Annotated in this window: 21 protein-coding genes; 10 read left to right on the forward strand and 11 right to left on the reverse strand. The window is 72.6% G+C overall.

Annotation, left to right across the window (positions count from 1 at the left end):
• Positions 1–74: 74 nt before the first annotated feature.
• From ACPPVS_RS05165 to ACPPVS_RS05180, 4 genes are read left to right on the forward strand one after another with little or no spacing between them, the layout of a single operon-like run.
• Positions 75–968, forward strand: coding sequence for an SDR family oxidoreductase (locus ACPPVS_RS05165; RefSeq protein ID WP_426594962.1), 894 nt, complete (start codon positions 75–77; stop codon positions 966–968).
• Between the two features lie 41 nt (positions 969–1,009).
• Positions 1,010–2,398, forward strand: coding sequence for a magnesium chelatase (locus ACPPVS_RS05170; RefSeq protein ID WP_426594963.1), 1,389 nt, complete (start codon positions 1,010–1,012; stop codon positions 2,396–2,398).
• Positions 2,391–4,400 (forward strand): vWA domain-containing protein, encoded by a 2,010-nt coding sequence (locus ACPPVS_RS05175; RefSeq protein ID WP_426594964.1) that lies wholly within the window; start codon positions 2,391–2,393, stop codon positions 4,398–4,400. Before ACPPVS_RS05170 ends, ACPPVS_RS05175 begins: the two co-directional genes overlap by 8 nt.
• A complete protein-coding gene (locus ACPPVS_RS05180) occupies positions 4,397–5,095 on the forward strand; it encodes a Type 1 glutamine amidotransferase-like domain-containing protein (RefSeq protein ID WP_426594965.1) in 699 nt (232 codons plus the stop codon). The genes ACPPVS_RS05175 and ACPPVS_RS05180 overlap by 4 nt, the downstream gene beginning before the upstream one ends.
• Here ACPPVS_RS05180 and ACPPVS_RS05185 read toward each other — a convergent pair.
• The 6 genes from ACPPVS_RS05185 to ACPPVS_RS05210 form a co-directional block, all read right to left on the reverse strand.
• Entirely contained in the window at positions 5,092–5,865 is a 774-nt protein-coding gene (locus ACPPVS_RS05185) for an SCO1664 family protein (RefSeq protein ID WP_426594966.1), read from the reverse strand. The genes ACPPVS_RS05180 and ACPPVS_RS05185 overlap by 4 nt on opposite strands.
• Positions 5,862–6,410, reverse strand: coding sequence for a DUF3090 domain-containing protein (locus ACPPVS_RS05190; RefSeq protein WP_426594967.1), 549 nt, complete (start codon positions 6,408–6,410; stop codon positions 5,862–5,864). The genes ACPPVS_RS05185 and ACPPVS_RS05190 overlap by 4 nt, the downstream gene beginning before the upstream one ends.
• 10 nt (positions 6,411–6,420) lie before the next feature.
• Positions 6,421–7,134, reverse strand: a complete 714-nt coding sequence (locus tag ACPPVS_RS05195) for an MSMEG_4193 family putative phosphomutase (RefSeq protein ID WP_426594968.1) — start codon at positions 7,132–7,134, stop codon at positions 6,421–6,423.
• A 31-nt stretch (positions 7,135–7,165) separates the two neighbouring features.
• Complete coding sequence (locus tag ACPPVS_RS05200) at positions 7,166–8,164, reverse strand: peptidoglycan recognition protein family protein (RefSeq protein WP_426594969.1); 999 nt, start codon at positions 8,162–8,164, stop codon at positions 7,166–7,168.
• 100 nt (positions 8,165–8,264) lie between these two features.
• Positions 8,265–8,729 carry a phage tail protein gene (locus tag ACPPVS_RS05205; RefSeq protein WP_426594970.1) on the reverse strand — a complete coding sequence of 155 codons (465 nt, stop codon included), beginning with the start codon at positions 8,727–8,729 and terminating at the stop codon, positions 8,265–8,267.
• Positions 8,730–8,770: 41 nt separating this feature from the next.
• Positions 8,771–9,505: an IclR family transcriptional regulator gene (locus tag ACPPVS_RS05210; protein WP_426594971.1), complete on the reverse strand. Its 735-nt coding sequence runs from the start codon at positions 9,503–9,505 to the stop codon at positions 8,771–8,773.
• Between the two features lie 79 nt (positions 9,506–9,584).
• On the opposite strand from ACPPVS_RS05210, the gene hutH reads away from it, so the two are divergent.
• The 6 genes from hutH (at position 9,585) to ACPPVS_RS05240 (ending at position 17,254) form a co-directional block, all read left to right on the forward strand.
• The gene (gene hutH / locus ACPPVS_RS05215) at positions 9,585–11,150 is read left to right on the forward strand and encodes a histidine ammonia-lyase (RefSeq protein ID WP_426594972.1); all 1,566 of its coding nucleotides are present in this window, start codon (positions 9,585–9,587) and stop codon (positions 11,148–11,150) included.
• Entirely contained in the window at positions 11,147–12,805 is a 1,659-nt protein-coding gene (hutU, locus tag ACPPVS_RS05220; RefSeq protein WP_426594973.1) for a urocanate hydratase, read from the forward strand. Before hutH ends, hutU begins: the two co-directional genes overlap by 4 nt.
• Positions 12,806–12,816: 11 nt before the next feature.
• A complete protein-coding gene (locus tag ACPPVS_RS05225) occupies positions 12,817–13,965 on the forward strand; it encodes an allantoate amidohydrolase (protein ID WP_426595884.1) in 1,149 nt (382 codons plus the stop codon).
• Positions 13,962–15,275 carry a formimidoylglutamate deiminase gene (locus ACPPVS_RS05230; protein ID WP_426594974.1) on the forward strand — a complete coding sequence of 438 codons (1,314 nt, stop codon included), beginning with the start codon at positions 13,962–13,964 and terminating at the stop codon, positions 15,273–15,275. The genes ACPPVS_RS05225 and ACPPVS_RS05230 overlap by 4 nt, the downstream gene beginning before the upstream one ends.
• Positions 15,272–16,414, forward strand: a complete 1,143-nt coding sequence (gene hutI / locus ACPPVS_RS05235; RefSeq protein WP_426594975.1) for an imidazolonepropionase — start codon at positions 15,272–15,274, stop codon at positions 16,412–16,414. The genes ACPPVS_RS05230 and hutI overlap by 4 nt, the downstream gene beginning before the upstream one ends.
• A gap of 66 nt (positions 16,415–16,480) precedes the next feature.
• Complete coding sequence (locus tag ACPPVS_RS05240; RefSeq protein ID WP_426594976.1) at positions 16,481–17,254, forward strand: M15 family metallopeptidase; 774 nt, start codon at positions 16,481–16,483, stop codon at positions 17,252–17,254.
• A gap of 79 nt (positions 17,255–17,333) precedes the next feature.
• Here ACPPVS_RS05240 and ACPPVS_RS05245 read toward each other — a convergent pair whose 3' ends face one another.
• The 5 genes from ACPPVS_RS05245 to ACPPVS_RS05265 form a co-directional block, all read right to left on the reverse strand.
• A complete protein-coding gene (locus ACPPVS_RS05245) occupies positions 17,334–19,664 on the reverse strand; it encodes a beta-glucosidase (protein WP_426594977.1) in 2,331 nt (776 codons plus the stop codon).
• Between the two features lie 19 nt (positions 19,665–19,683).
• The gene (locus ACPPVS_RS05250; protein WP_426594978.1) at positions 19,684–20,685 is read right to left on the reverse strand and encodes a hypothetical protein; all 1,002 of its coding nucleotides are present in this window, start codon (positions 20,683–20,685) and stop codon (positions 19,684–19,686) included.
• 2 nt (positions 20,686–20,687) lie between these two features.
• Positions 20,688–21,989 (reverse strand): hypothetical protein, encoded by a 1,302-nt coding sequence (locus ACPPVS_RS05255; RefSeq protein WP_426594979.1) that lies wholly within the window; start codon positions 21,987–21,989, stop codon positions 20,688–20,690.
• Between the two features lie 47 nt (positions 21,990–22,036).
• Positions 22,037–22,810, reverse strand: a complete 774-nt coding sequence (locus ACPPVS_RS05260) for a 6-phosphogluconolactonase (protein ID WP_426594980.1) — start codon at positions 22,808–22,810, stop codon at positions 22,037–22,039.
• A gap of 64 nt (positions 22,811–22,874) precedes the next feature.
• A complete protein-coding gene (locus ACPPVS_RS05265; protein ID WP_426594981.1) occupies positions 22,875–23,687 on the reverse strand; it encodes a carbohydrate ABC transporter permease in 813 nt (270 codons plus the stop codon).

Here is a 23,687-nt window from a genome sequence, read left to right on the forward strand (position 1 = left end):
CGTCGTTATCGTCAGGTGCACGGCGAGGGCGGCGCTCCATGATCGTCCTGGCCGCATCCTTGAAGGAGATCTCGGTGTCCGACCAGCTCACGTTCGACAACCCCGTCGAGCGCCACTCGCACATCAAGCCGCACGCCTCGTGGCAGCCGGTGCCGGGCCTCGACGCCGAGCTCGACCCCAAGGCCGACCACGGCGAGACCACCTACCGCGGCACGGGCCGCCTGCCCGGGCGCAAGGCCTTGATCACGGGCGGCGACTCGGGCATCGGCGCGGCGGTGGCCATCGCGTTCGCGCGCGAGGGTGCAGATGTCGCCCTCAGCTACCTCCCGGAGGAGCAGGTGGACGCGGAGGCCATCGCGGGCCACGTGCGCGCGGCGGGCCGCACAGCGATCCTGCTGCCCGGCGACATCCGGGACCGCGCGTTCTGCCGCACCCTGGTCGCGGGCGCGGTGGAGGGCCTCGGTGGGCTGGACATCCTGGTCAACAACGCGGCGCACCAGGTGTACCACCAGTCGTTCGACGAGCTGGACGAGGCCGACCTCGACCGCACGATCCAGACGAACATGTACGCGATGTTCTGGATCACGCGCGACGCCCTGCCGCACCTGTCGGCCGGCTCGACCATCATCAACAGCACGTCGGTCCAGGGCTACAACCCCTCGCCGATGATCATCAACTACGCGTCGACCAAGTTCGCCATCATCGGCTTCACCAAGGCGCTCGCCGCCGACCTCGCGCCCCGCGGCATCCGTGTGAACGCCGTCGCGCCGGGGCCGGTGTGGACGCCGCTGCAGGTCTCCGACGGACAACCGACGGAGAAGCTGAACGGCTTCGGGGACTCGTCGTGGCTCGGTCGGACGAGCCAGCCGGTCGAGCAGGCACCCGCCTACGTGTTCCTCGCCTCGCCGGAGTCCAGCTTCGTCGTGGGCGAGGTCATCAACGTCAACGGCGGGGCGAACGTGCCCTGACGGGAGCGTGGTCATCCGTCTCACCCGGACGTACGCTCGACATGATGATGCGTCCCACAGCAGCCACGGTCGGCGAGCTCCGCGCCTCCGGCCACATCCACACATCGGTCCGCGACGAGATCCGGGCCAACCTCCTCGTGGCTCTCCGGGAGGGGCGCGACCCCTGGCCCGGCATCCACGGCTTCGACGACACGGTCGTCCCGCAGCTCGAACGGGCGCTGATCGCCGGGCACGACATCGTGCTGCTCGGTGAACGAGGCCAGGGCAAGACGCGCCTGCTGCGCACCCTGGTGGGCCTTCTCGACGAGTGGTCGCCGGTGATCGAGGGGTCGGAGATCGGGGAGCACCCGTACGAGCCGATCACGGTGGTGAGCCAGCGTCGCGCACAGACAGAGGGCGACCACCTGCCCATCACCTGGCGCCACCGGGACGAGCGGTACGTCGAGAAGCTCGCGACGCCGGACACGAGCGTCGCGGACCTGATCGGCGACGTCGACCCCATGAAGGTCGCCGAGGGGCGGGCGCTGGGCGACCCGGAGACGATCCACTTCGGCCTCGTGCCGCGGGGGCACCGGGGCATCGTCGCCATCAACGAGCTGCCCGACCTCGCCGAGCGCATCCAGGTCGCGATGCTCAACGTGATGGAGGAGCGGGACATCCAGATCCGCGGCTACGTGGTGCGGCTGCCGCTCGACGTGCTGGTCGTCGCGACCGCGAACCCCGAGGACTACACCAACCGCGGGCGGATCATCACGCCGCTGAAGGACCGGTTCGGGGCGGAGATCCGGACGCACTACCCGACGGAGCTCGCCGACGAGATCGCGGTCATCCGGCAGGAGGCGTCGCTCGAGGCCGAGGTGCCGGACCACCTCGTCGAGATCCTCGCCCGGTTCACGCGCGCGCTGCGGGAGTCGAGCGCGGTGGACCAGCGCAGCGGCGTCAGCGCCCGGTTCGCCATCGCGGGCGCCGAGACCGTCGCCGCGTCGGCGCTGCACCGGGCCGCGCGCCAGGGCGAGGAGCGAGCCGTGGCCCGGCCGGTCGACCTGGAGACCGCGGTCGACGTGCTCGCGGGCAAGATCGAGTTCGAGTCGGGGGAGGAGGGGCGCGAGGACGAGATCCTCGACCACCTGCTGCGCACGGCCACGGCGGAGACCGTGCGGGCACACTTCCGTGGCGTCGACTTCGGGGTCCTGGTGGACGCGTTCCAGAGGGGGTCGATGGTGACCACCGGCGAGCAGGTCACCGCCCGGGACGTGCTGACCGGCCTGCCCGCGCTGGGGGAGTCCGAGCTCTACGACGAGATCTGCGCACGCCTGGGCGCGACGAACGACGGCGAGCGGGCCGCCGCCATCGAGCTCGCCCTGGAGGGCCTCTACCTGTCGCGCCGGATCAGCAAGGAGTCGGGGGGCGGCGAGACGATCTATGGCTAGGCCCAGCCGCCGCCTGGCTCGGCAGAGCCGGTACACGCCGTACGTCGACGGTCCCGACCCGCTCGCGCCACCGGTCGATCTTACCGAGGCGCTCGACGCGATCGGCGAGGACGTCATGGCGGGCTACTCGCCCGAGCGGGCGATGCGCGAGTTCCTGCGGCGCGGGGGCCAGAACCACGCGGGCCTCGACGAGCTGGCGCGGCGGGTGGCCCAGCGGCGCAACGAGCTCACGCAGAAGAACAACCTCGACGGCACGCTGCAGCAGGTCAAGGAGCTGCTCGACCGGGCGGTGCTGGCCGAGCGCAAGCAGCTGGCGCGTGACGTCGACATGGACGAGGGTGATCGCGCCCTGGCGCAGATGCAGCTCGACAACCTCCCGTCCTCGCCGGCGGCAGCCGTGAACGAGCTCAACGAGTACGACTGGCGCAGCAGCGAGGCGCGCCAGGAGTTCGACAAGATCAAGGACCTCCTGGGCCGGGAGGTCCTCGACCAGAGGTTCGCCGGCATGAAGCAGGCGCTCGAGAACGCCACGGACGCCGACAAGCAGGCGCTCAACGAGATGCTCGCCGACCTCAACGGGCTGTTGGCTGCCCGCAACGCCGGGACCGACACCCAGGAGCAGTTCGACGACTTCATGGCCAAGCACGGCGAGTACTTCCCCGAGCAGCCGCAGAACCTCGACGAGCTCCTCGACGCTCTGGCACGCCGGGCCGCCGCCGCGCAGCGGATGCGCAACTCCATGACGCAGGAGCAGCGCGACGAGCTGGACGCGCTCGCGCAGCAGGCGTTCGGCTCGTCGGAGCTCATGGACGCGCTCGGCCGGCTGGACGACAACCTCAGGAACCTGCGGCCCGGCGAGGACTGGGGCGGGTCGGAGCGGATGGACGGGCAGAACGGGCTCGGGCTCGGCGACGGCACGGGCGTCTTCCAGGACCTCGCCGACCTGGACGCGCTGGCCGAGCAGCTCGCGCAGTCCTACCGGGGCTCGCAGCTGGACGACCTCGACCTGGAGAAGCTCAGACGCCAGCTCGGCTCCGACGCCGCGGTCGACGCCCGCACGCTCCAGCGGCTGGAGCAGGCGCTCAGGGACGGCACGCTGCAGCGCGGCACGGACGGCCAGCTCCGGCTGACGCCGAAGGCCATGCGCCAGCTGGGCAAGGCGGTGCTGCGCGCCGTCGCCGACACGATGTCCGGCCGGCAGGGCGGCCACGAGGTCCACCGGTCCGGCGCGGCCGGGGAGCCGTCGGGATCGACGCGGGAGTGGGCGTTCGGCGACACCGAGCCGTGGGACGTGACCCGGACGATCACCAACGCGCTCGTCCGTCGGTCCTCGCCGGGAGCGGTCACGATCCAGATCGACGACGTCGAGATCCAGGAGACCGAGGCGCGGACGCAGGCGTGCGTGGCGCTGCTCGTCGACACGTCGTTCTCGATGGCGATGGACGGTCGCTGGGTGCCGATGAAGCGCACCGCGCTGGCCTTGCACACCCTGGTCACCAGCAGGTTCCGCGGCGACGACCTCCAGCTGATCGCGTTCGGGCGCGCCGCGGAGGTGATGCAGATCGAGCAGCTCGTCGGCCTCGACGCGCAGTACGAGAAGGGCACCAACCTGCATCACGCCCTCCTGCTGGCCAACCGGCACTTCCGCAAGCACCCGAACGCCCAACCCGTGCTCCTGATCGTCACCGACGGCGAGCCGACGTCCCACCTGGAGCCCGGCGGTGAGGTCTTCTTCGACTACCCGCCCAACCCGGTGACCATCGCCCTGGCGGTGCGCGAGCTCGACGTCTCCATGCGGCTGGGCGCGCGCACCACCTTCTTCCGGCTGGGCGACGACCCCGGCCTCGCGCGCTTCGTCGACGCCATGGCCAAGCGGGCGGGCGGCACGGTCGTCACGCCCGAGAGCGAGAACCTCGGGGCCGCGGTCATCGGCTCCTACCTGAGCTCGCGGCGCAACGGCGCCTTCGGCGGCTGGGGTCGCGACGAGGAGTGGTCAGGGTGAAGCTGTTGCTCACGTCCGGCGGCGTGACGAACGCCAGCATCCACGCGGCGCTGGTGCAGCTTCTCGGGAAGCCCGTCGCGCAGTGCCACGCGCTGGTCGTGCCGACCGCACAGTGGGGCCACCCGATGTGCGGACCGGCGTCGGTGCGCGGCCTGGTCGCCGCCGAGCCCGACTTCCAGTACTTCACCGCGCTGGGCTGGGCGTCCCTCGGCGTCCTCGAGCTGACCGCGCTGCCCAGCATCGGCGCGGAGCGATGGGTCCCCTGGGTCCGGGAGGCGGACGTGCTCCTGGTCGACGGCGGTGACGCGACGTACCTGAGCCACTGGATGCGGGAGTCCGGGCTGGCCGACCTGCTGCCGGAGCTGCCCGACACGGTCTGGGTCGGCGTGAGCGCCGGGAGCATGGTGATGACGCCGCGGATCGGGACGTACTTCGTGGAATGGCCGGCCGCCCCGGACGATCGCACCCTGGGGGTCGTCGACTTCTCGATCTTCCCGCACCTCAACGCATTTCCGACGAACACCCCGGCCGACGCGGAGCGATGGGCCGCAGACATCGGCGTCGATGCCTACGCCATCGACGAGCAGACGGCCATCATGGTCGTCGACGGCTCGGTCGAGGTCGTGTCCGAAGGCGACTGGACGAAGTTCGGGTCGGAGCCGACGTCTGCGTCGGCGGAACGGGACCCCGGCTAGAAGAACGGCCAGGGGAACGCAGGCATGTCGCCGCGAGGTCCCGGAAAGGTGCCCTTCCGCAGCAGCCGGTCGCAGCGGGTGGCGAGCGCGGCCAGCTCCTCGTCGCTGAGGAGGTCGAGCAGGCGATCTCCCAGCGGACCGTCGAGGTCCGCTCGCACCCGCTCCACGCCGGCCAGCTCGGAGGGGTCGAGCGCGTCGCCGCGCCAGCCCCACAGCACCGTGCGCAGCTTGTGCTCGACGTGGAAGCTGACGCCGTGGTCGACGCCGTAGCGGTGGCCCTCGCGCGTCGGCAGGATGTGGCCGCCCTTGCGGTCGGCGTTGTTCACGACGACGTCGAACACGGCCATCCGGCGCAGCACGGGGGAGTCCTCGTGGATCAGGGTCATGGGCTGGTCGCCGTCGTCGATGCCCTGGAACACCGCACGCCAGCCCTCGCCCGGGACGGCGCGCGCCGGGACGACGTCGACCGGGTCCTGCGACGCGTCGGGCTCCCGCCAGAGCTGCACCATCCCCGGACCGAGCGGACCGTCGCGCAGGAGGGTGACCGGCACGACGTCCCACCCGAACGCCTCGGAGACCAGGTAGGCAGCCGCCTCCCGGTTCGCCAGCGTCCCGTCCGGGAAGTCCCACAGGGGCCGCTCCCCGGCGACCGGCTTGTAGACGACCCGCACCGGGCCGATCGTCGCGAGGAACGTCGCGTTCGAGGCGACGGCGATGCGCCCGACGAGCTCGAGCTCACCGGTGGCGAGGTCGACGTCGCCGCCGGTCACGACTCGTCGGGCGGGCTGCACACGTGGCCGTCGTCGTCCATCGGGCTGCCGCAGAGCGGGCACAGCGGCCGGCCCGACCGGACGACCGCCCGCGTGCGCTGGACGAACGCGCGGGCGGTCCCCACGGGCATCTTGACCAGCAGCATCTCGCTGGGCTCGGGCTCGGGCTCGGGTTCCTCCTCCTCGGACTCCAGGTAGGGGAACGCCTCGACGACCACCTGCGCGGTCGACGGGTCCCAGCCCAGCCGCATCAGGCCCGCACGGAACTGCTCCTCGACGGGCTGGTCCAGGGGCTCGTCGTCGACGAGCTCGGCGGGTGTGTCGACGGGGACGCTGAACCGGTTCCCGTCGTCCGCCATCAGCGCGTCGAGGATCTCGTCGATCTTCTCGGCGAGGACGGCGGACTGCTCCTTCTCGAGCGCGACGCTCGCGCTCCGGGCGCCGTCGCGCACCTGCAGGTAGAAGGTCCGCGAACCGGGGCTGCCGACGGTGCCGACGACGACACGGTCGGGCCAGTCGAACAGGTGAACCAGGGGAGCCGGCATACGACCCATTTTACGAGTGAGCGGGGTTTGGGGCAGCGGGTGCCGGACCCGCTCCGCCCCCGACCGGCGCGTCGCCCACCGGACCGGCGGCGCGCAGCCAGGAGAGGTCGCCCGAGTCGGTGTTCGTGGCCACGACCTCGGGGCGCTCGGTCCCGTAGCGGACTATCGAGACCGAGCCCGGGTTGACGGTGATCCGCTGGAAGAGGTCGAGGCCCATGCCGAGGGCGTCCGCGAGGACGGACTTCACGATGTCGCCGTGCGTGACCGCCACCCACACCGCACCGGGGCCGTGCTCGGTCTGTGCCGCCGCATCGTGGCGACGGATCGCCGCGACGGCCCGCGCCTGCATGGCCGTCAGCGACTCGCCCCCAGGGAACACCGCCTCCGACGGCCTCGTCTGCACCACCGACCACAGCGGCTCCTGGGCCAGCTCACGCAGCGGCCGCCCCTGCCACTGCCCGTAGTCGCACTCGACGATCCCGGCCTCGAGCTGCGTCCGGACGGTCTCGCCCTGGTGCGCCGCGATGACCCGCGCCGTCTGCCGGCAGCGCGCCAGGGGGCTCGAGACCACCGCGACGAGGGGCACGACCGCGAGCCGTTCCGCCGTGCGCACGGCCTGGCCGCGCCCGACCGCGTCGAGATCGACCCCGGCGGCCCGACCGGTCAGGATCCCCGCGACGTTCGCCGTGCTCCGACCGTGCCGGACGAGGATGACGGTGGCCATGCCTGGAGCCTAGGCACCCGGCGCGAGCCCGCTAGAAGGCACCGCCGTTCAACGCCCGCTGAAGTGCCATCACCGTCAGAGACTTCGCCTCCAGCGTGCCGTCGACCTGGGTGCCGAACCGGCGCTCGAGGCCCTTGGTGAACTCCGGGCCGGCCACGCCGTCGACGGTGCCCTGGTACTGCCCGGCCGCGGCCATGACCTCCTGCATGCGGCTGATCAGCGGTGACCCGTGGCCCGGCGCGAAGTCGAACACCCAGCCGGACGTCATGGCGGGCTGCTTGTTCTTCAGGAACTGGAATCGCACCTGCCCGTCGGGCGCCTGCCCGAGGACCACCTGCGCGCGGGTGGTGGTCGCCGAGCCCCAGAACCCGTCGACGTCGACCGCGCCACCCGGCGGTGGTGGCGGCGGCGGGGGAGGCGGCACGACCACCGGTGGCACGACCACCGCCCCGCCCGTGATGGCGGCGAGGATGCCGGGGATCTGCGCGATCTTCGCGTCCCCGGGGCAGACCTTCCCGGTCTGCGTCGAGTAGTGCATCCCGCCGCCACGCTGCTTGCGCCCGGCACGCATGTCGGGGAGCTCGGGGAAGTTGCCGTCGATCCCCAGCCGGTGCCACGACAGCCCGTGCGAGCTGGGGCCGGGCTTCGCGTCGGTGGCCAGCTTCAGCTCGATCTGGTGCGTCGACATGATCCACGCGACCAGGGCGGTGATGGCCTGGAGCTGTGGAGGGGTCCACTGCTCGGTCTGGGCCGTCGGGTCCACGCCGCCCTCGGTCTCGATCGACACGGTGGCGTCGTTGCCGTCCAGGTCGGCCTCCGCCTGGATCGAGGTGTCGACGTACTGCTCCACCACCCCGGTCTGGGAGACCCAGAAGTGGGAGCTTGGCCGGTTCGTGTGACTCTTGAAGTCGAACAGCGTCCCCAGACCGCCCTGCGCGTGCAGGTTGACCCGGTTGTGGACGGCGATCGGGGCCACATCGAGGAAGATCTTGTTGATCAGCCTCACGTTCGCACCGGGGAAAAGTGCCATGGCGGGCTCCCTCCGAGCCGACGGAGACCGTGGGCGAGCGGTTGTCCGGGCGCCCCCTGGAAATCCAGCATCCACGGTAGCCCTGTTGGGAGCGCCGGCTCTAGTGCTCGTCCTTGATCACGAAGTAAGAGCCGCGGATGGTGCCGGCGAGCCGGGACTTCTGCCTCGCGAACTTGAAGCGCGACGCCAGCTCCTCGGGGACGTCCATGCCGTCGGACAGCTTGAACCCGACCGCGCGCTTCGAGTCGTCCGCGAGCGTGTACATCACGTTGATCGACAGCCCCGACTCGTAGAACACGTAGGCGATCCGGATCCCTTCGACGACGAACTCCGTCGCCTCGAGCGGTCGGGACGAGATCACGAGGTCGCGCTCGTCCTTCAGGATCCCGTGCACCCAGTCGACCGTCTCCGTGGCCTCGCTCGCGGGGTCGAGGGTGAAGACGTGGTCGTACTTGTTCTTGAAGTACCGCGCCTCGTTGGCGCGCAGGCCGGCGAGGGCGTCCGCCACCGGAGACGACTCGAGGCCGACGGTGGACACATCGATGAAGTCGACGACGTACGACACGGGGAACCCTCCAAGGCGCGGACCGGACACAGGGAGACTATCTAGACCCTCCGGGCGAGCTCCGCGGCCGCGCCACGGATCGCGCGGACGAACCCGGCGGGATCCTGTCCCTGGGCGAACGTGACCGCGATCCCGGCGAGCGGGTGTCCGGTGCGGTCGCGCACCGCGACGGCGACGGACGCGAAGCCGGGGGTCACGTCGCCGTGCTCCTCCGCCCAGCCGGTGCGTCGCACCTCGACGAGAACCGTCCGAAGCTCCGAGAGCCGGCGCGGGCCGACGCCCGTGCGGTCGACGAACGCCTCGCGTCCGGGAAAGAGGGCGCGGACCTGCGCGGGCGGGAGGTCGGCGAGGATGGCGCGTCCGCTGGCGGTGAGGTGCGAGGGCAGCCGGACGCCCACGTCGGTGACCAGCACGGGCCGCCCGGCGGCTCGCTCCTCGACGACGTACAGCACGTCCCGGCCGTGCAGCACCGCCAGGTGCGCGCTCTCGCCGACGTGGTCGACCAGCCGCGCGAGGACCGGTCGCGCCGCACGGGCCAGCGGCGCCTGGCGCGAGTAGGCGGAGCCCAGCTCGAACGCCGCCAGGCCGAGCCCGTACCGACGCTCCTCGGGCAGGTGGACGACGAAGCCGTGCTCGGCCAGGACCGTGAGCAGGTGGTACGTCGTCGACCGGGGCAGGTCGAGCGCGGTGGCGAGCGACGCGGCGGGCAGGGGGCCCGTGCGGGACAGGTGGCGCAGCAGGCGGAGCGTGGCGTCGGCCGCGGGCACCGTGCTCATGACGCCTCCTGTCTGGGATACCAGACGGTATCGCGCCCGGAGGTCTTCGGCGGCAGCCCTCCGCGCGGTGTCATGAAGCATGAGCACAGGCACCTCCACCGACGCGGCCATCGACACCGTCGTCGTCGGCACGGGACCGGTCACGATCGACGAGGTGGTCGCGGTCGCGCGGCACGGCGCGGCGGTGCGGCTGTCCGACGAGGCGCTCGACGCGATCGCCCGGGGTCGGTCCGTCGTCGACCGCCTCGCCGCCGACCCCCAGCCGCACTACGGCATCTCGACGGGCTTCGGCGCGCTCGCCACCCTGAGCATCCCCGCCGAGAAGCGTCGCGACCTCCAGCGCAGCCTCGTCCGCTCCCATGCCGCGAGCACCGGCCCGGAGGTCGAGCGTGAGGTGGTCCGCGCGCTCATGCTGCTCCGGCTCTCCACGCTCGCGACCGGTCGCACGGGCGTCCGACCCGAGGTCGCGACGGCATACGCGGCGATGCTCGACGCCGGCGTCACGCCGGTGGTGCGCGAGTACGGCTCGCTCGGCTGCTCGGGCGACCTCGCTCCCCTCGCGCACTGCGCGCTCGCGTTGATGGGTGAGGGGGACGTGCGCGATGCCGCCGGGACGCTCATGCCGGCCACGCAGGCTGGGCTGACCCCGGTGAGCCTGACCGAGAAGGAGGGCCTCGCTCTCATCAACGGCACCGACGGCATGCTCGGCATGCTGGTGCTCGCCCTGCACGACCTCGACACGCTCCTGACCAGCGCGGACGTGGCGGCGGCGATGTCTGTCGAGTCGCTGCTGGGCACCGACGCGGTGTTCGCAGCCGACCTGCAGGCCCTGCGACCGCACCCCGGCCAGGCGATCTCGGCGGCGAACATCCGGGCCGTGCTGCAGGGCTCCGGCATCATGGCCAGCCACAAGACGCCCGACTGCACCCGCGTGCAGGACGCCTACTCCCTGCGCTGCGCCCCGCAGGTCAACGGCGCCGCGCGCGACACGCTCGCGCACGCCCGGGCCGTCGCCGAGCGTGAGCTGGCCGCCGCCGTCGACAACCCCGTCCTCACGCCCGACGGCCGCGTCGAGTCCAACGGCAACTTCCACGGCGCACCGGTGGCGTACGTGCTCGACTTCCTCGCCATCGTCGTCGCCGACGTCGCCAGCATGTCCGAGCGTCGCACCGACCGGTTCCTCGACGTCTCGCGCAGCCACGGCCTGCCGCCGTTCCTGGCCCACGACCCGGGCGTCGACTCCGGCCTGATGATCGCGCAGTACACCGCCGCGGGCCTCGTCTCGGAGCTGAAGCGGCTCGCGGTGCCGGCGAGCGTCGACTCGATCCCGTCGTCGGCGATGCAGGAGGACCACGTCTCGATGGGCTGGCACGCGGCCCGCAAGCTGCGGCGGTCGATCGACGCGCTGACCCGTGTGATCGGCATCGAGGTCCTCACGGCCGCCCGCGGGCTCGACCTGCGTGCTCCGCTGACGCCGTCACCGGCCACCGGCGCGGTCCGCGACCTGCTCCGCGCACGCGGCGTCCCGGGTCCGGGACCCGACACGTACCTCTCACCCGATCTGGAGACCGCGGCCGAGGCGGTCCGCGACGGCGCCGTCGTCGCTGCAGCACTGCCCGTCACGCTGACAGGAGCCCACCGGTGAACGGTCCCCGCCCCGTCCGAGCCCTTCGTGGCACCACGCTGACCGCCCGCAGCTGGCAGACGGAGGCCCCGCTGCGGATGCTCATGAACAACCTCGACGCCGAGGTCGCGGAACGTCCCGACGACCTGGTCGTCTACGGCGGCACCGGCAAGGCGGCACGGTCCTGGGACGCCTACGACGCGATCGTCCGGACCCTGACCACGCTCGGCGACGACGAGACGCTGCTCGTCCAGTCGGGCAAGCCGGTCGGCGTGCTGCAGACGCACGAGTGGGCGCCGCGCGTGCTGATCGCCAACTCGAACCTCGTCGGCGACTGGGCGACCTGGCCGGAGTTCCGACGCCTCGAGCAGCTCGGGCTGACGATGTACGGGCAGATGACCGCGGGCTCGTGGATCTACATCGGTACGCAGGGGATCCTGCAGGGCACGTACGAGACGCTCGCCGCGGTGGCCGCGTCGAAGTTCGGCGGGACGCTGGCCGGGACCCTGACCGTGACCGGCGGCTGCGGCGGCATGGGCGGCGCGCAGCCGCTCGCCGTGACGCTCAACGGCGGCGCCTGCCTGATCGTCGACGTCGACGGCGAGCGCCTCCACCGGCGGGTCCGCGAGCGCTACCTGGACCGGGTGGCGTCGGACCTCGACGAGGCGATCGCGCTGGTCATCGCCGCGAAAGCGTCCAGGACTGCACTCTCCGTCGGCGTCGTCGGCAACTGTGCGTCCGTGCTGCCCGACCTGTTGCGCCGCGGGGTCGAGGTCGACGTCGTCACCGACCAGACCTCGGCGCACGACCCGCTCAGCTACCTGCCCGTCGGCGTCGAGGTGGCCGACTGGGCCTCGTACGCGGCCGCCAAGCCCGACGAGTTCACCGAGCGCGCCCGCGAGTCGATGGCCCGGCACGTCGAGGCGATGGTCGGGTTCATGGACGCCGGCGCCGAGGTGTTCGACTACGGGAACTCGATCCGTGACGAGGCCCGGCAGGGAGGCTACGAGCGGGCGTTCGACTTCCCCGGCTTCGTGCCCGCGTACATCCGGCCGCTGTTCGCCGAGGGCAAGGGGCCGTTCCGCTGGGCCGCGCTCTCGGGCGACCCCCACGACATCGCGGTGACCGACCGGGCCGTGCTCGACCTGTTCCCCGAGAACGACCACCTCCACCGCTGGATCCGCGCGGCCCAGGAGCGGGTCGCGTTCCAGGGGCTGCCGGCGCGCATCTGCTGGCTCGGGCACGGCGAGCGGGACCGCGCCGGTCTGCGGTTCAACGAGCTCGTCGCCTCCGGAGACGTGGCCGCACCTCTCGTCATCGGCCGCGACCACCTCGACGCGGGTTCGGTCGCGTCCCCGTACCGCGAGACCGAGGGCATGGCCGACGGTTCCGACGCGATCGCCGACTGGCCGCTGCTGAACGCTCTCGTCGCCGCGTCGTCGGGTGCGACCTGGGTGTCCATCCACCAGGGCGGTGGCGTCGGCATGGGCCGCTCGATCCACGCCGGACAGGTGTCGGTGGCCGACGGCACGGAGCTGGCCGCCCGCAAGCTCGCGCGGGTGCTGTCCAACGACCCGGCCATGGGCGTCCTGCGGCACGTCGACGCGGGATACGCGCGGGCCGACGAGGTCGCGACGGCCCACGGCCTGCGCGTGCCGATGCGGGAGGGGTCGTGACCTTCGCCCGGATGTGGGCGGACCTGGAGAGCGTCGGGCGCTCCGACGACGGCGGCTACCGCCGGTTCGCCTGGACCCGCGAAGACCACACCCTCCGCGAGTGGTTCGCCGGTGAGGCGTCCGCGCGCGGCCTGGACCTGGTCATCGACCGCGCCGGCAACCAGTGGGCGTGGTGGGGTGACCCGGACGCGACCCCGGGTGTGGTCACCGGGAGCCACCTCGACTCGGTGCCCGGCGGCGGCGCGTTCGACGGACCGCTCGGCGTGGTCAGCGCGTTCGCGGCACTCGATCAGCTGATGGAGCGCGGCGTGACACCGGCCCGTCCGCTCGGCATCGCGAACTTCGTCGACGAGGAAGGCGCTCGCTTCGGCGTCGCGTGCGCCGGTTCGCGCCTGATCACCGGGGTCCTCGACGCGGACCGGGCGCGATCGCTCAAGGACGCCGACGGCGTGACGATGGCCGAGGCCCTGACCACCGCGGGCCGCGACCCGTCGACCCTGGGCCCGGACCCCGACACCCTGCGGCGCATCGCCTCCTTCGTCGAGCTGCACGTCGAGCAGGGCCGTGGGCTGGTGCACACGGGCGACCCCGTCGGCGTCGGCCGGATGATCTGGCCGCACGGCCGCTGGCGCGTCGAGCTGCGCGGCGAGGCCAACCACGCCGGCACCACCCCGCTGGCCGACCGGCGCGACCCGATGCTCGACCTCGCGGCGTTCGTCGGGCACGTCCGCAATGCCGCGCTCGACGCCGGCGCGCTGGCCACGGTCGGCAAGCTCCGAGTCGACCCGAACGGGGTCAACGCGATCCCGTCGCAGGTCACCGCGTGGCTGGACGTCCGGGCGGAGGACGAGTCCGCGGTCCGGGCGGTCCTCGACTCGCTCGCCGGCTACGCACCGGCCCAGGAGTCCTGGACCCCGGTCACGGTGCTCGATGCCGACCTGGCGGACACGGTCGTCGACGCGCTCGGCGGTCCCCCCCGGCTGAGCACCGGCGCGGGCCACGACGCGGGCATCCTCGCTTCGGCCGGCATCCCGACGGCGATGCTCTTCGTCCGTAACCCGTCCGGCGTCTCGCACGCGCCGGCCGAGGACGCCGACGAGGCCGACTGCCTGGCGGGCATCGACGCGCTCACCGCGACGCTCGGCCGGCTTCTCGCGTGACCACCTACTGGGCGGAGCACGCGTGGCTGCCGGACGGCCTGGCGGCCGACGTCCGCATCGAGACCGCCGACGGTCGCATCACGGCCGTGGGACACGGCTCACGAGAGCCCACCGACCGTCGTCTCCCGGGTGTCGTCCTGCCGGGCTTCGCCAACGCCCACTCGCACGCGTTCCACCGGGCGCTGCGCGGGCGGACGCACGACCGCGGCGGCACGTTCTGGACCTGGCGGGAGCGGATGTACACGCTCGCGGCGACCCTGACGCCGGACGCCTACCTCGACCTCGCCCGCGCGACCTACGCCGAGATGGTGCTCGCCGGGGTCACCGCGGTGGGGGAGTTCCACTACCTCCACCACGCACCGGGTGGCCGGGCCTACGCGGAGCCGAACGTCATGGCCGAGGCGTTGCGCACGGCCGCACGCGACGCCGGCCTGCGGATCACCCTGCTCGACACCGCCTACCTCACGGGCGGGATCGACGCGCCGCTGGAGGGCGCCCAGCTGCGGTTCGGGGACGCCGACGCCGACGCGTGGGCCGCCCGCGTCGCCGCGATCCGGCCGGACGAGACGCTCACCGTCGGCGCCGCGATCCACTCCGTGCGGGCCGTCCCTCTCGATGACCTGCCGACCATCGCCGCCCACGCGAGCGGCCGCCCGCTGCACGTCCACCTGTCCGAGCAGCGCCTCGAGAACGAGCAGGCGCTGGCCACCTTCGGCGCGACGCCGACGCGGGTGCTCGAGAACGCCGGCGCGCTCGGCCCCGGCACCACGGCGGTCCACGCTGTGCACCTCACGCCGGAGGACGTCGCGATCCTCGGCTCGACGCGTACCGGCGTCTGCCTGTGCCCGTCGACGGAGCAGGACCTCGGCGACGGGATCGCGCCCGGGGCCGCACTGCACGCCGCCGGCGCCCGCCTGTCGGTGGGCAGCGACCAGCACGTGCGCACGGACCTGCTCGCCGAGGCGCGGTCCGTCGAGCTGCACGGGCGCCTCGCCGCCGAGACGCGGGGCGTGCTCACCCCGGCCGACCTGATGACGCTGCTGACCACGGGCGGACACACGAGCCTCGGCGACCCGACCGGAGGGCGACTCGCCCCCGGCGCGCCCGCCGACCTGGTCGCGGTCCGGACGGACACCCCGCGGACCGCCGGCGCGGACCCCGCGCAGCTGGTGCTCGTCGCGGGGAGCACCGACGTGGACACGGTCGTGGCGGGTGGCGTCGTGCGCGTCGAGGCAGGTCGGCACGTGCTCGGCGACGTGGGCGCCATGCTGGGCACGGCGATCCGCGCCGCCTGGGAGGAGGCCCGATGACGTCGCACCTGCTCACGGGCATCGGCGAGCTCGTCACGCACGACCCACGGTTCGACGGTCCGCTGCTCGACGCCGCGCTCGTGGCGGAAGACGGCTGCGTCGCCTGGGCGGGCCCGGCCGCGGACGCACCCGCCGCGGACCGTCGCACCGACCTGGCCGGCGCGGCGGTCGTCCCGGGTTTCGTCGACTCCCACACGCACCTCGTCTTCGCCGGCGACCGGGCCGCCGAGTTCGAGGCCCGCATGGCCGGCACCCCGTACACCGGCGGCGGGATCGCGACGACGGTCGCGGCCACCCGTTCGGCGTCCGACGTCGCCCTCAGGGCGCGGCTGGCCGCGCTGGCCGCAGAAGCGCGGGCCCAGGGCACGACGACCCTCGAGATCAAGAGCGGCTACGGCCTCGACGTCGCGACCGAGGAGCGTCTGCTCCGGCTGGCCCGCGAGGTCACCGTCGAGACGACGTTCCTCGGCGCGCACGTCGTCCCGCACGGGATCGAGCGGGCCGACTACGTCGCGCTGGTCACCGGCCCGATGCTCGCTGCCTGCGCTCCCTATGCCCGGTGGGCCGACGTGTTCTGCGAGCCCGCCAGCCCGGTCGCGTTCGACGGGGACGAGGCCCGGGTCGTCCTGCTGGCGGCTCGGTCGGCGGGTCTCGGCCTGCGCGTGCACGGCAACCAGCTCGGTCCCGGTCCGGGCGCGCAGCTCGCCGTCGAGCTCGGCGCCGCCAGCGTCGACCACTGCACGTACCTGTCCGCAGGCGACGTCGACGCCCTGTCCGGCTCCGACACCGTCGCGACCCTGCTGCCCGGCGTCGAGTTCTCCACCCGTTCTCCGTATCCCGATGCGCGCCGGCTGCTCGACGCGGGCGTCGAGGTCGCACTGGCCAGCGACTGCAACCCCGGGACGTGCTTCTCGACGTCGATGCCACTGATGATCGCCCTGGCGGTCCGCGAGATGCGGATGACCGTCGCGGAGGCCCTGCGCGCGGCGACGCTGGGCGGTGCGCACGCCCTGCGTCGGGACGACGTCGGACACCTGCGGCTGGGCGCCCGCGCCGACCTGGCCGTCCTCGACGCCCCGAGCCACCGGCACCTGGCCTACCGGCCGGGGGTCCCGATCGCGCGGGGCCTGACTCTCTAGGTGTGTTGGTCGATCTCGCGACGGGCGAGAGCCAGCCGATGGCGCAGCGGTCGCGATACTGGGCCGATGGGTCGTCGCGGATCGCACGTCGTCGTTGCGACGTGCGTCGTCCTCGCCGTCGCGGTCCTCGGCGCCTGCGACCCGGCTGCTCCGCTCGCGCCGTCCACCGCCCCACCGGACGTCACCGCGACGCGAGCGCCGCAGAAGTCGACACCGCCGCCCCCGATCCAGACCTCGACACCGACACCGGCGCCGGCGCCACCGGCGCCGCCGGCGTTCCGCTCGACGATCGCCACCATCACGCCCGACCTGGCGTCGCGGATGTCGTCGTCCTGGCGGCCCGGATGCCCCGTGGCACTCGAGGACCTGCGCTACGTGACCGTGAGCTACCACGGCTTCGCCGGCGAGGTGGCGCAGGGTGAGGTCGTCGTGCACGCCGACGCGGCAGACGACATCGTCACGGTGTTCCACGCGCTCTGGGACGCCGGCTATCCGGTCCGGTCGATGAGGCTCGTCGACGACTTCGGCGCGAGCGACGACGCGTCGATGGACGCCGACAACACGTCCGCCTTCAACTGCCGCGCCGTGACCGGCGGCACGGGCTGGTCCGAGCACGCGTACGGGCGAGCGATCGACATCAACCCGAGAGAGAACCCCTACGTCGTCGGCCGCCACGTCGCGCCCTCCGCCGGGGCGGCATTCTCCGGCCGCCCGGACCTGCCGGGCGTGATCCACGACGACGACCTCGTGGTGCGGGCGTTCGCGTCCGTCGGGTGGGGCTGGGGCGGCGACTGGTCGTCACCCACCGACTATCAGCACTTCTCGGCGACGGGCCGGTGAACGGCGAGCACCGAGCCGAGCGCACGACGCCACCCGGCCCCCGTCACGGGGCCGGGTGGTGGGGAGGTCGCGGGGACGACTACCCGTGGTGGCCCTCCGTGAATCGAGACGCCCGGGCGAGGAGGAGCTCGGAGTCGGGCACGAGCGGCGAGACGCGGTCGTCGTCGGGCAGCGTGATGCTCGCGTCCAGCCGCAGGTCGCGGGACGAGGCGCCGACGGCGATCACGAACTCGCCGCCCTCGCGGCGCCACTCGCCGGAGCGTCCGTCGGCGCGTGTCGCGGCGACGTCCCAGTACGCGAAGTCGCGGTTGGCCAGCGCGAAGACGACCGTCGTCGACGCGCCCGGCTCGAGCATGACCTTCTCGAACCCCTTGAGCTCACGCACCGGGCGACGCACGGCGGCGTCGGGGTCGCCGACGTACAGCTGCACGACCTCCTGGCCGGCACGGGAGCCCGTGTTGGTGATCGTGCAGGTCACGCGCACGTCGCCGGCGGCCGGGTCGAGCACCTCGACGTCCAGCGAGGAGTACGCGAACGTCGAGTACGACAGGCCGTGCCCGAACGGGTAGCGCACGTCGCGGAGCAGGGCGTCGTACCAGCGGTAGCCGATGAACACGCCCTCGCCGTACTGCACGGTGCCGCGCTCGCCGGTCCAGGTGACGTACCCCGGCGAGTCCTGAACGGCGAGGGGGAACGTCTCGGCGACCTTGCCGGACGGGTTGACCCGGCCGAACAGGACGTCGGCGACGGCGGCCGCACCGGCCTGACCGGGCAGCCACGCCTCGACGATGGCGTCGACGCGGTCGTGCCAGGGGTCCATGGTGATCGCGGCGCCGTTCGACAGGACGACGACGACGGGCTTTCCGAGGTCGGCGAGCCGGCCGAGGAGGGCGACGTGGTCGGACGGCAGCGAGAGCGTCGTCCGGTCGTCGGCCTCCTGCTCGAACGCGAGGGGCAGGCCGACGAAGGCGACGACGACGTCGGACTCGGCGGCCACGGCGACGGCCTCGTCGATCAGTCGCTCCGCCCGCGGGGACGGCGGGGCCGCCGCGACGTGCTCGGCGGCCGCCGCCATGCGCAGGGCACGGGCCAGCGCGGCCGACCGCCGGGCGGGCCCGGAGCCGTCGTCGACGAAGGTCGCGCCGTGCGCGGCCAGGTAGGAGTCGAGGTCGTCCTGGTAGTCGTCCTTCGGCGTGTGCACGTAGCCGGGCGCGTAGGTCACGCGGTCGCCGGCCAGCGCACGGATCGAGTCGAGCGCGTTCTCGACGCGGGTCGGGCTGACGCCGGACGAGCCGCCGCCCTGGATGCGGAAGCGGTCGGCGAACGCGCCGATCACGGCGATCCGGGCGTCGCCGTCCACGGCGAGGGGCAGGACCGGCGACGCCGCGGGCCCGTTGCGCAGGAGCGTGATGCACCCGGCGGCGGCCTCGCGGGCCAGCGCGTGGTGCGCGTCGGCGCCCAGCAGCTCGAGCTGCGTCTCCGTGAGGGCGTCGCCCGGCGCAGCGCCCAGGTCCATGACCGGCCCGTTCACCTGGTCCGGGCCGGGGTAGGCGCGGACGACGAGCTGCAGGACCCTGCGCGCCGCGCTGTCGACGACCGACTCGTCGAGCGCGCCCGACCGCACGGCCGCGACGATCTCCGCGTCGGTGCGACCGCCCGTGCCGGGCATCTCGAGGTCGAGGCCGGCCAGCAGTGCGGGGACGCGGTGGTGGACCGCGTTCCAGTCGGAGACGACGACGCCGTCGTACCCCCACTCGTCGCGCAGCACCTCGGTGAGCAACCAGTGGTTCTCCGAGGCGTGCAGCCCGTGCAGCCGGTTGTACGAGCACATGACCGTCCAGGGGTCGGCCTGCTCGACGACGCGCTCGAACGCGGAGAGGTAGATCTCGCGCAGCGTGCGCTCGTCCGCCTCGACCGAGATCCGCGTCCGCTCGATCTCCTGGTTGTTCGCCGCGAAGTGCTTGAGCGACGTTCCGACGCCGACCGACTGGACACCCTCGACGTACGCGGCTCCCAGGTCTCCGGAGTGCACCGGGTCCTCGGAGAAGTACTCGAAGTTGCGCCCGCACAAGGGGGAGCGCTTCATGTTCACGCCCGGGCCGAGCACGACCTGGACGCCCTCGGCCCGCGCCTCCTCGCCGATCGCCTGCCCGACGCGTCGCACCAGGTCCCGGTCCCACGAGGCGCCCATCGCGGACGCGGTCGGGAAGCCGGTGGCCGGCACCCAGACCATGTCGACGCCGGTCTCCTTGCGCAGGCCGTGCGGGCCGTCGCCGACCTCGATGGCCGGCACGCCCAGACGGTCGATCGTCTCGGTGTACCAGTCGTCGTGCCCGGAGAGCAGCGAGGCCTTCTCCTCGAGGGTGAGGGCGGCCAGGACAGCCTCGACGTCGAACGGGGGCGTGCTCATCAGGGGTGGTCCTCCGGGTTCAGGTGATCAGGAAGTCGTCGGGATGGTCGTCCCGGACGCGGGCGAGCAGGTCGGGCGTGATCTCGACCCCGCCCTCGGCGAGCGCGTCGAGCACCACGCCGCAGAGCGGTGAGGCCACCGCCACGCTGACCGGCGCCGCGGGTGCCACGCGTGCCAGCCCGGCGACGAGGGCGTCCCGCATCGCGGGGTGCTCCGAGGTGGCGACCGACCCGTTGAGCAGCACGGGCAGCTCGCCGGATGCGAGGTCGACGCCGACCCGCTGCGCGCACCACTGCGCGTAGCGGACGAACGCCCCGGCCTGGTCCACCACGATCCGGCAGGCCACGGGGTCACCGGCGCCGGCGGCGGCCAGGACCACGCGGGACGCCTGCCACAGGTCGCGCCTCGGTCGGGCGCCGAACCGCTGGGTGAAGGCGTGGCGCAGGTGCCACGCGTCCTCGACGCCGAACATCGTGGTGAGCTCGTCGGTCAGGGCCGTCGGCGGCGAGATCCCCATCCAGGCCCGGGTCACGGCCGCGAGCGCCGCGTTGCCAAGGCCCCCGCCGCCGAGGTCGTCGAACATGAACATGCCCGAGAACTCCTCGCGGCCGTCCGCCGAGCGGGCAGCGAGCGCGGGCCCGGTGCCGACCGTGATCGACAGCCCGACGCCGGTGCCGTCGATCAGGCGCAGCGACGCGAAGCCGTCGTTGAGGATGCTCCAGCGCCCGATCGCGCCGAGCGTCTCGCGCAGGTGCTCGTCCCAGAACCGTGCGTCCTCGGGGTAGTCGACGCCCGCGACGCGGAACGCCGCCGAGACGACGTCGTCCGGCGCGAGCCCGGCGTCGGCCAGGGCGTCGCCGACGGCTCCGAGCACGGCCGCGAGAGCGTCGTCGACGCTGGCCGCACCGTAGATATCGCCGTTGCCGCCGCGGCCGCGCCCCAGGACGGTGCCCTCGCCGTCGACGACGAGGGCGACCGTCTTGGAGTTGCCGGCGTCCAGCGCCAGGTATGCGTCGCTCATGCCTAGGCGAGCAGCCGCTCGGGCAGGTAGGCGCGGTGGGCGTACGCCATCTCGTCGTAGAGCTCCTCGGCGACGCGGAGCGTCGGCACCATCGGGTTCGCGGCCAGCGCACGGATGCCGTCGGCACGGGTGCCCTTCCACGCGGCCTCGGCCGCGAGGTACTGGTACTCGGCCAGCTGCTGGACCAGGCCGCGCACGGCGTGCGGCAGCGGCTTCTGGGGGAGCGGCTTGACGCCCTGGGCGTCGACCGTGCACCACATCTCCACGACGACGTCCTCGTCGAACCCGGGGAGCGCGCCCCCGACGTTCGGGAGGTTGACGGGCAGACGCGCGCCCGTGTCGTTGTAGTGCGCGCTCATGACGTCGATCGCGAGCTCGAGCTCGTGGATGCCGCCGCGCGACCGCTTCGGGTCCAGGTCGGGAACCTCGACGCGCGACTGCTCCTCGTAGTGCTCCCAGTAGCCGGGGAGGGCGGCGAGCAGGTCCTCTGCGCGGGTGGTCCGGGCGCCCTGCAGCTCGCGCAGCACCTCCTCGCGGAAGTAGTAGTACTGGAAGTAGTCGGCCGGGACCGAGCGCATCGTCACGGCGAGCTGCAGCATGCGCTTGGCGAGGGTGCTGAGCGTCGGGTCGTCCTTGCGGGCCGCCCAGGCGGCGTCCAGCAGGGGCATGAGGTCCTGGCCGTCGTAGGTGTGCTCGGTCGACCAGACGTTGTGGTTGACGCCGGCCATGACGATCTCGGCCTTGTCGATGTCGAGCCCGGCCGCCCGGAGCACGGTCTTCGGGAACACGATGGGGCCCTCGCACATCGACCAGATCGTGCGGTCGGTGAACTTGGTGACGGCCTGGGAGACGATGTTCACCGGGTTGGTGTAGTTGAAGAGGATCGCGTTCGGCGCCACGGCGTCGAGGTCGCGGACGATGTCCTCGTAGATGTGGATCGAGCGCAGGGCCATGAAGAACCCGCCCGGGCCCTGGGTCTCCTGGCCGATGACGCCGTGCTTGAGCGGGATGCGCTCGTCCAGGGCGCGAGCCGCGAAGTTGCCGGGACGGAAGCTCGACAGCACCGCGTCGGCGTCCGTGAGCGCGGCGCGGCGGTCCGTCGTCGAGCTGATGGTGATGTCGAGGTCCTGGGCCCGAGCGATCTTGGTCGCGATCGTCTCGACCGCCTGCAGGCGGTCCGGGTTCACGTCCTGGATCACGACCTCGGAGCCGGCGAAGTCCTTGGCGTGGGCCAGGAACGAGGCCATGGTCCCCGCGCCGCGCGAGGATCCACCCCCGATGTACACGAGCTTGATGGCTGCCATGTTGTGCGCTTCCTTCGATCGTCCTGCGGGAGGTTCTGGGTGTGTGGTCAGCGGCCCGCCGCGGCGGAGTCCGCCACGAGGGTCGGGTTCTTGCACTCGACGGCAACGGTCGCCGGCCAGTCGGACTCATAGGCGTCGGCCGAGGCCAGGCGGTGGAACGCGTGCCGCTTGTGCTCGCCGGAGACGATCATCACGACCTCGTGGGACAGGGAGGCGATCGTGTCGACGCCGACGGTGACGCCGTGCTCGGGGACCAGCTCGAGCTGCTTGAACGCCGGGAACGTCTCCATGTTGTCGCGGCGCGTCGCCAGGCCCAAGGGGGCGACGTGCGTCCGCGTCGGTCGCGGCGTCCCCGGCTGGTTGAAGGCGATGTGCCCGTCGCTCGCGCCCGACGCGAGGAGGAACAGGTCGACGCCTCCGGCCGCTGCGATCCGCTCGTCGTACGCGGCCGGGTCGGCGGGGTCGGGGATCCAGACCTCGCTCGGGGGCGTCGTGCCGGCCGCCCGGCACGCCGCGGCGATCGGCTCGAGGATCTCCCGGTGCGCGAAGCCCAGGCACGAGAAGGACTCACCGGGGTCGACGCGACGCAGACCCCCGTCGTCGGTCGGCACGACGTACTCGTCCATCATCACGATGACGAGCCGCGAGAGGTCGACCCCGTCGCCGGCGTGGCGCGCGAGCGCCCGGTACGTCGACGAGGCGGTGCGGCCACCGGGGCAGCCCAGAAGGAAAGGCTTGCCGCCGCCGGCTGTCGCGGCCAGGCGGTCGACGACCATCGCGGCGACCGCGTCGCCGACGGCGTCCGCGTCGGAGAAGAGCATGGGTTCGAGTGTCACTGCAGTACCCCTGAGAAGTTTGCTGGGTCGGATGGGCAGGGCGCTGCTGCTACTCCTTGATGGCGCCCGCGAGCATCCCGGAGATGAACTTGCGCTGGAACAGGACGTAGAGGATCAGCACGGGGGCGGCGACGAGGATGCCGCCCGCAGCCATGAGGTTGATCTGGGTCACGTACTTGCCCTGGAAGACGCCGAGCGCCACCGTGGCGGTCTGGTTGGCGCCGTGCAGGAAGACCAGGGACAGGAAGTAGTCGTTCCAGATCCACATGAAGCTCAGCAGGATGAGCGTGTAGATCGCGGGCCGGATGATCGGCAGCGCGATCAGGCGCAGCATCCGCAGCGGTCCGGCGCCGTCCAGAGCGGCCGACTCGAAGATCGAGCGCGGCAGCGAGCGGAACGCGGCCCGCATCCAGAAGACGCCGAACGGGACGCCCATGCCGAGCTGGATCAAGATGATCCCGGGTATGGAGTTCGTCAGCCCGACGGCCCTGAACTGGTAGTACAGCGGGACGATGATCGCCTCGGTCGAGATCATCATGCCGAGCAGGATGACCGGGAAGATCACCTTCTCGCCGACGACCCCGAGCACGCCGAACCCGTACCCGCCGAGCACGGCCAGGAAGACCTGCCCGATGACCGCGCAGACCGCGATCGTGAGCGAGACGACCATGGCTCGCGAGAATCCCGCGAGCTGCCACGCCGTCGAGAAGTTGCTCCACGAGAAGCTCTGGACCCCGACCGGCTTCCCCGAGCGCTCCGGGCTGAGCGCCGCGAGCAGGAAGGTGGCGACCGGGAAGAGCACGAGGATCGCCATGACCGTCAGGACGATGTAGTTCACTGTTCGTTCGCTGTTCCTGGTCAC

Source organism: Cellulomonas sp. McL0617 (assembly GCF_049994875.1).
Lineage (GTDB): Bacteria > Actinomycetota > Actinomycetes > Actinomycetales > Cellulomonadaceae > Cellulomonas.

Coding starts and splice junctions, on each gene's coding strand:
- ACPPVS_RS05240 (WP_426594976.1), top strand. CDS start 16,481: ATGGGTCGTCGCGGATCGCACGTCGTCGTTGCGACGTGCGTCGTCCTC.
- ACPPVS_RS05260 (WP_426594980.1), bottom strand. CDS start 22,810: ATGCTCTTCTCCGACGCGGACGCCGTCGGCGACGCGGTCGCCGCGATG.
- ACPPVS_RS05200 (WP_426594969.1), bottom strand. CDS start 8,164: ATGGCACTTTTCCCCGGTGCGAACGTGAGGCTGATCAACAAGATCTTC.
- hutI (WP_426594975.1), top strand. CDS start 15,272: ATGACGTCGCACCTGCTCACGGGCATCGGCGAGCTCGTCACGCACGAC.
- ACPPVS_RS05255 (WP_426594979.1), bottom strand. CDS start 21,989: ATGGCAGCCATCAAGCTCGTGTACATCGGGGGTGGATCCTCGCGCGGC.
- ACPPVS_RS05195 (WP_426594968.1), bottom strand. CDS start 7,134: ATGGCCACCGTCATCCTCGTCCGGCACGGTCGGAGCACGGCGAACGTC.
- ACPPVS_RS05170 (WP_426594963.1), top strand. CDS start 1,010: ATGATGATGCGTCCCACAGCAGCCACGGTCGGCGAGCTCCGCGCCTCC.
- ACPPVS_RS05245 (WP_426594977.1), bottom strand. CDS start 19,664: ATGAGCACGCCCCCGTTCGACGTCGAGGCTGTCCTGGCCGCCCTCACC.
- ACPPVS_RS05250 (WP_426594978.1), bottom strand. CDS start 20,685: ATGAGCGACGCATACCTGGCGCTGGACGCCGGCAACTCCAAGACGGTC.
- ACPPVS_RS05175 (WP_426594964.1), top strand. CDS start 2,391: ATGGCTAGGCCCAGCCGCCGCCTGGCTCGGCAGAGCCGGTACACGCCG.
- ACPPVS_RS05225 (WP_426595884.1), top strand. CDS start 12,817: ATGTGGGCGGACCTGGAGAGCGTCGGGCGCTCCGACGACGGCGGCTAC.
- ACPPVS_RS05190 (WP_426594967.1), bottom strand. CDS start 6,410: ATGCCGGCTCCCCTGGTTCACCTGTTCGACTGGCCCGACCGTGTCGTC.
- ACPPVS_RS05210 (WP_426594971.1), bottom strand. CDS start 9,505: ATGAGCACGGTGCCCGCGGCCGACGCCACGCTCCGCCTGCTGCGCCAC.
- hutH (WP_426594972.1), top strand. CDS start 9,585: ATGAGCACAGGCACCTCCACCGACGCGGCCATCGACACCGTCGTCGTC.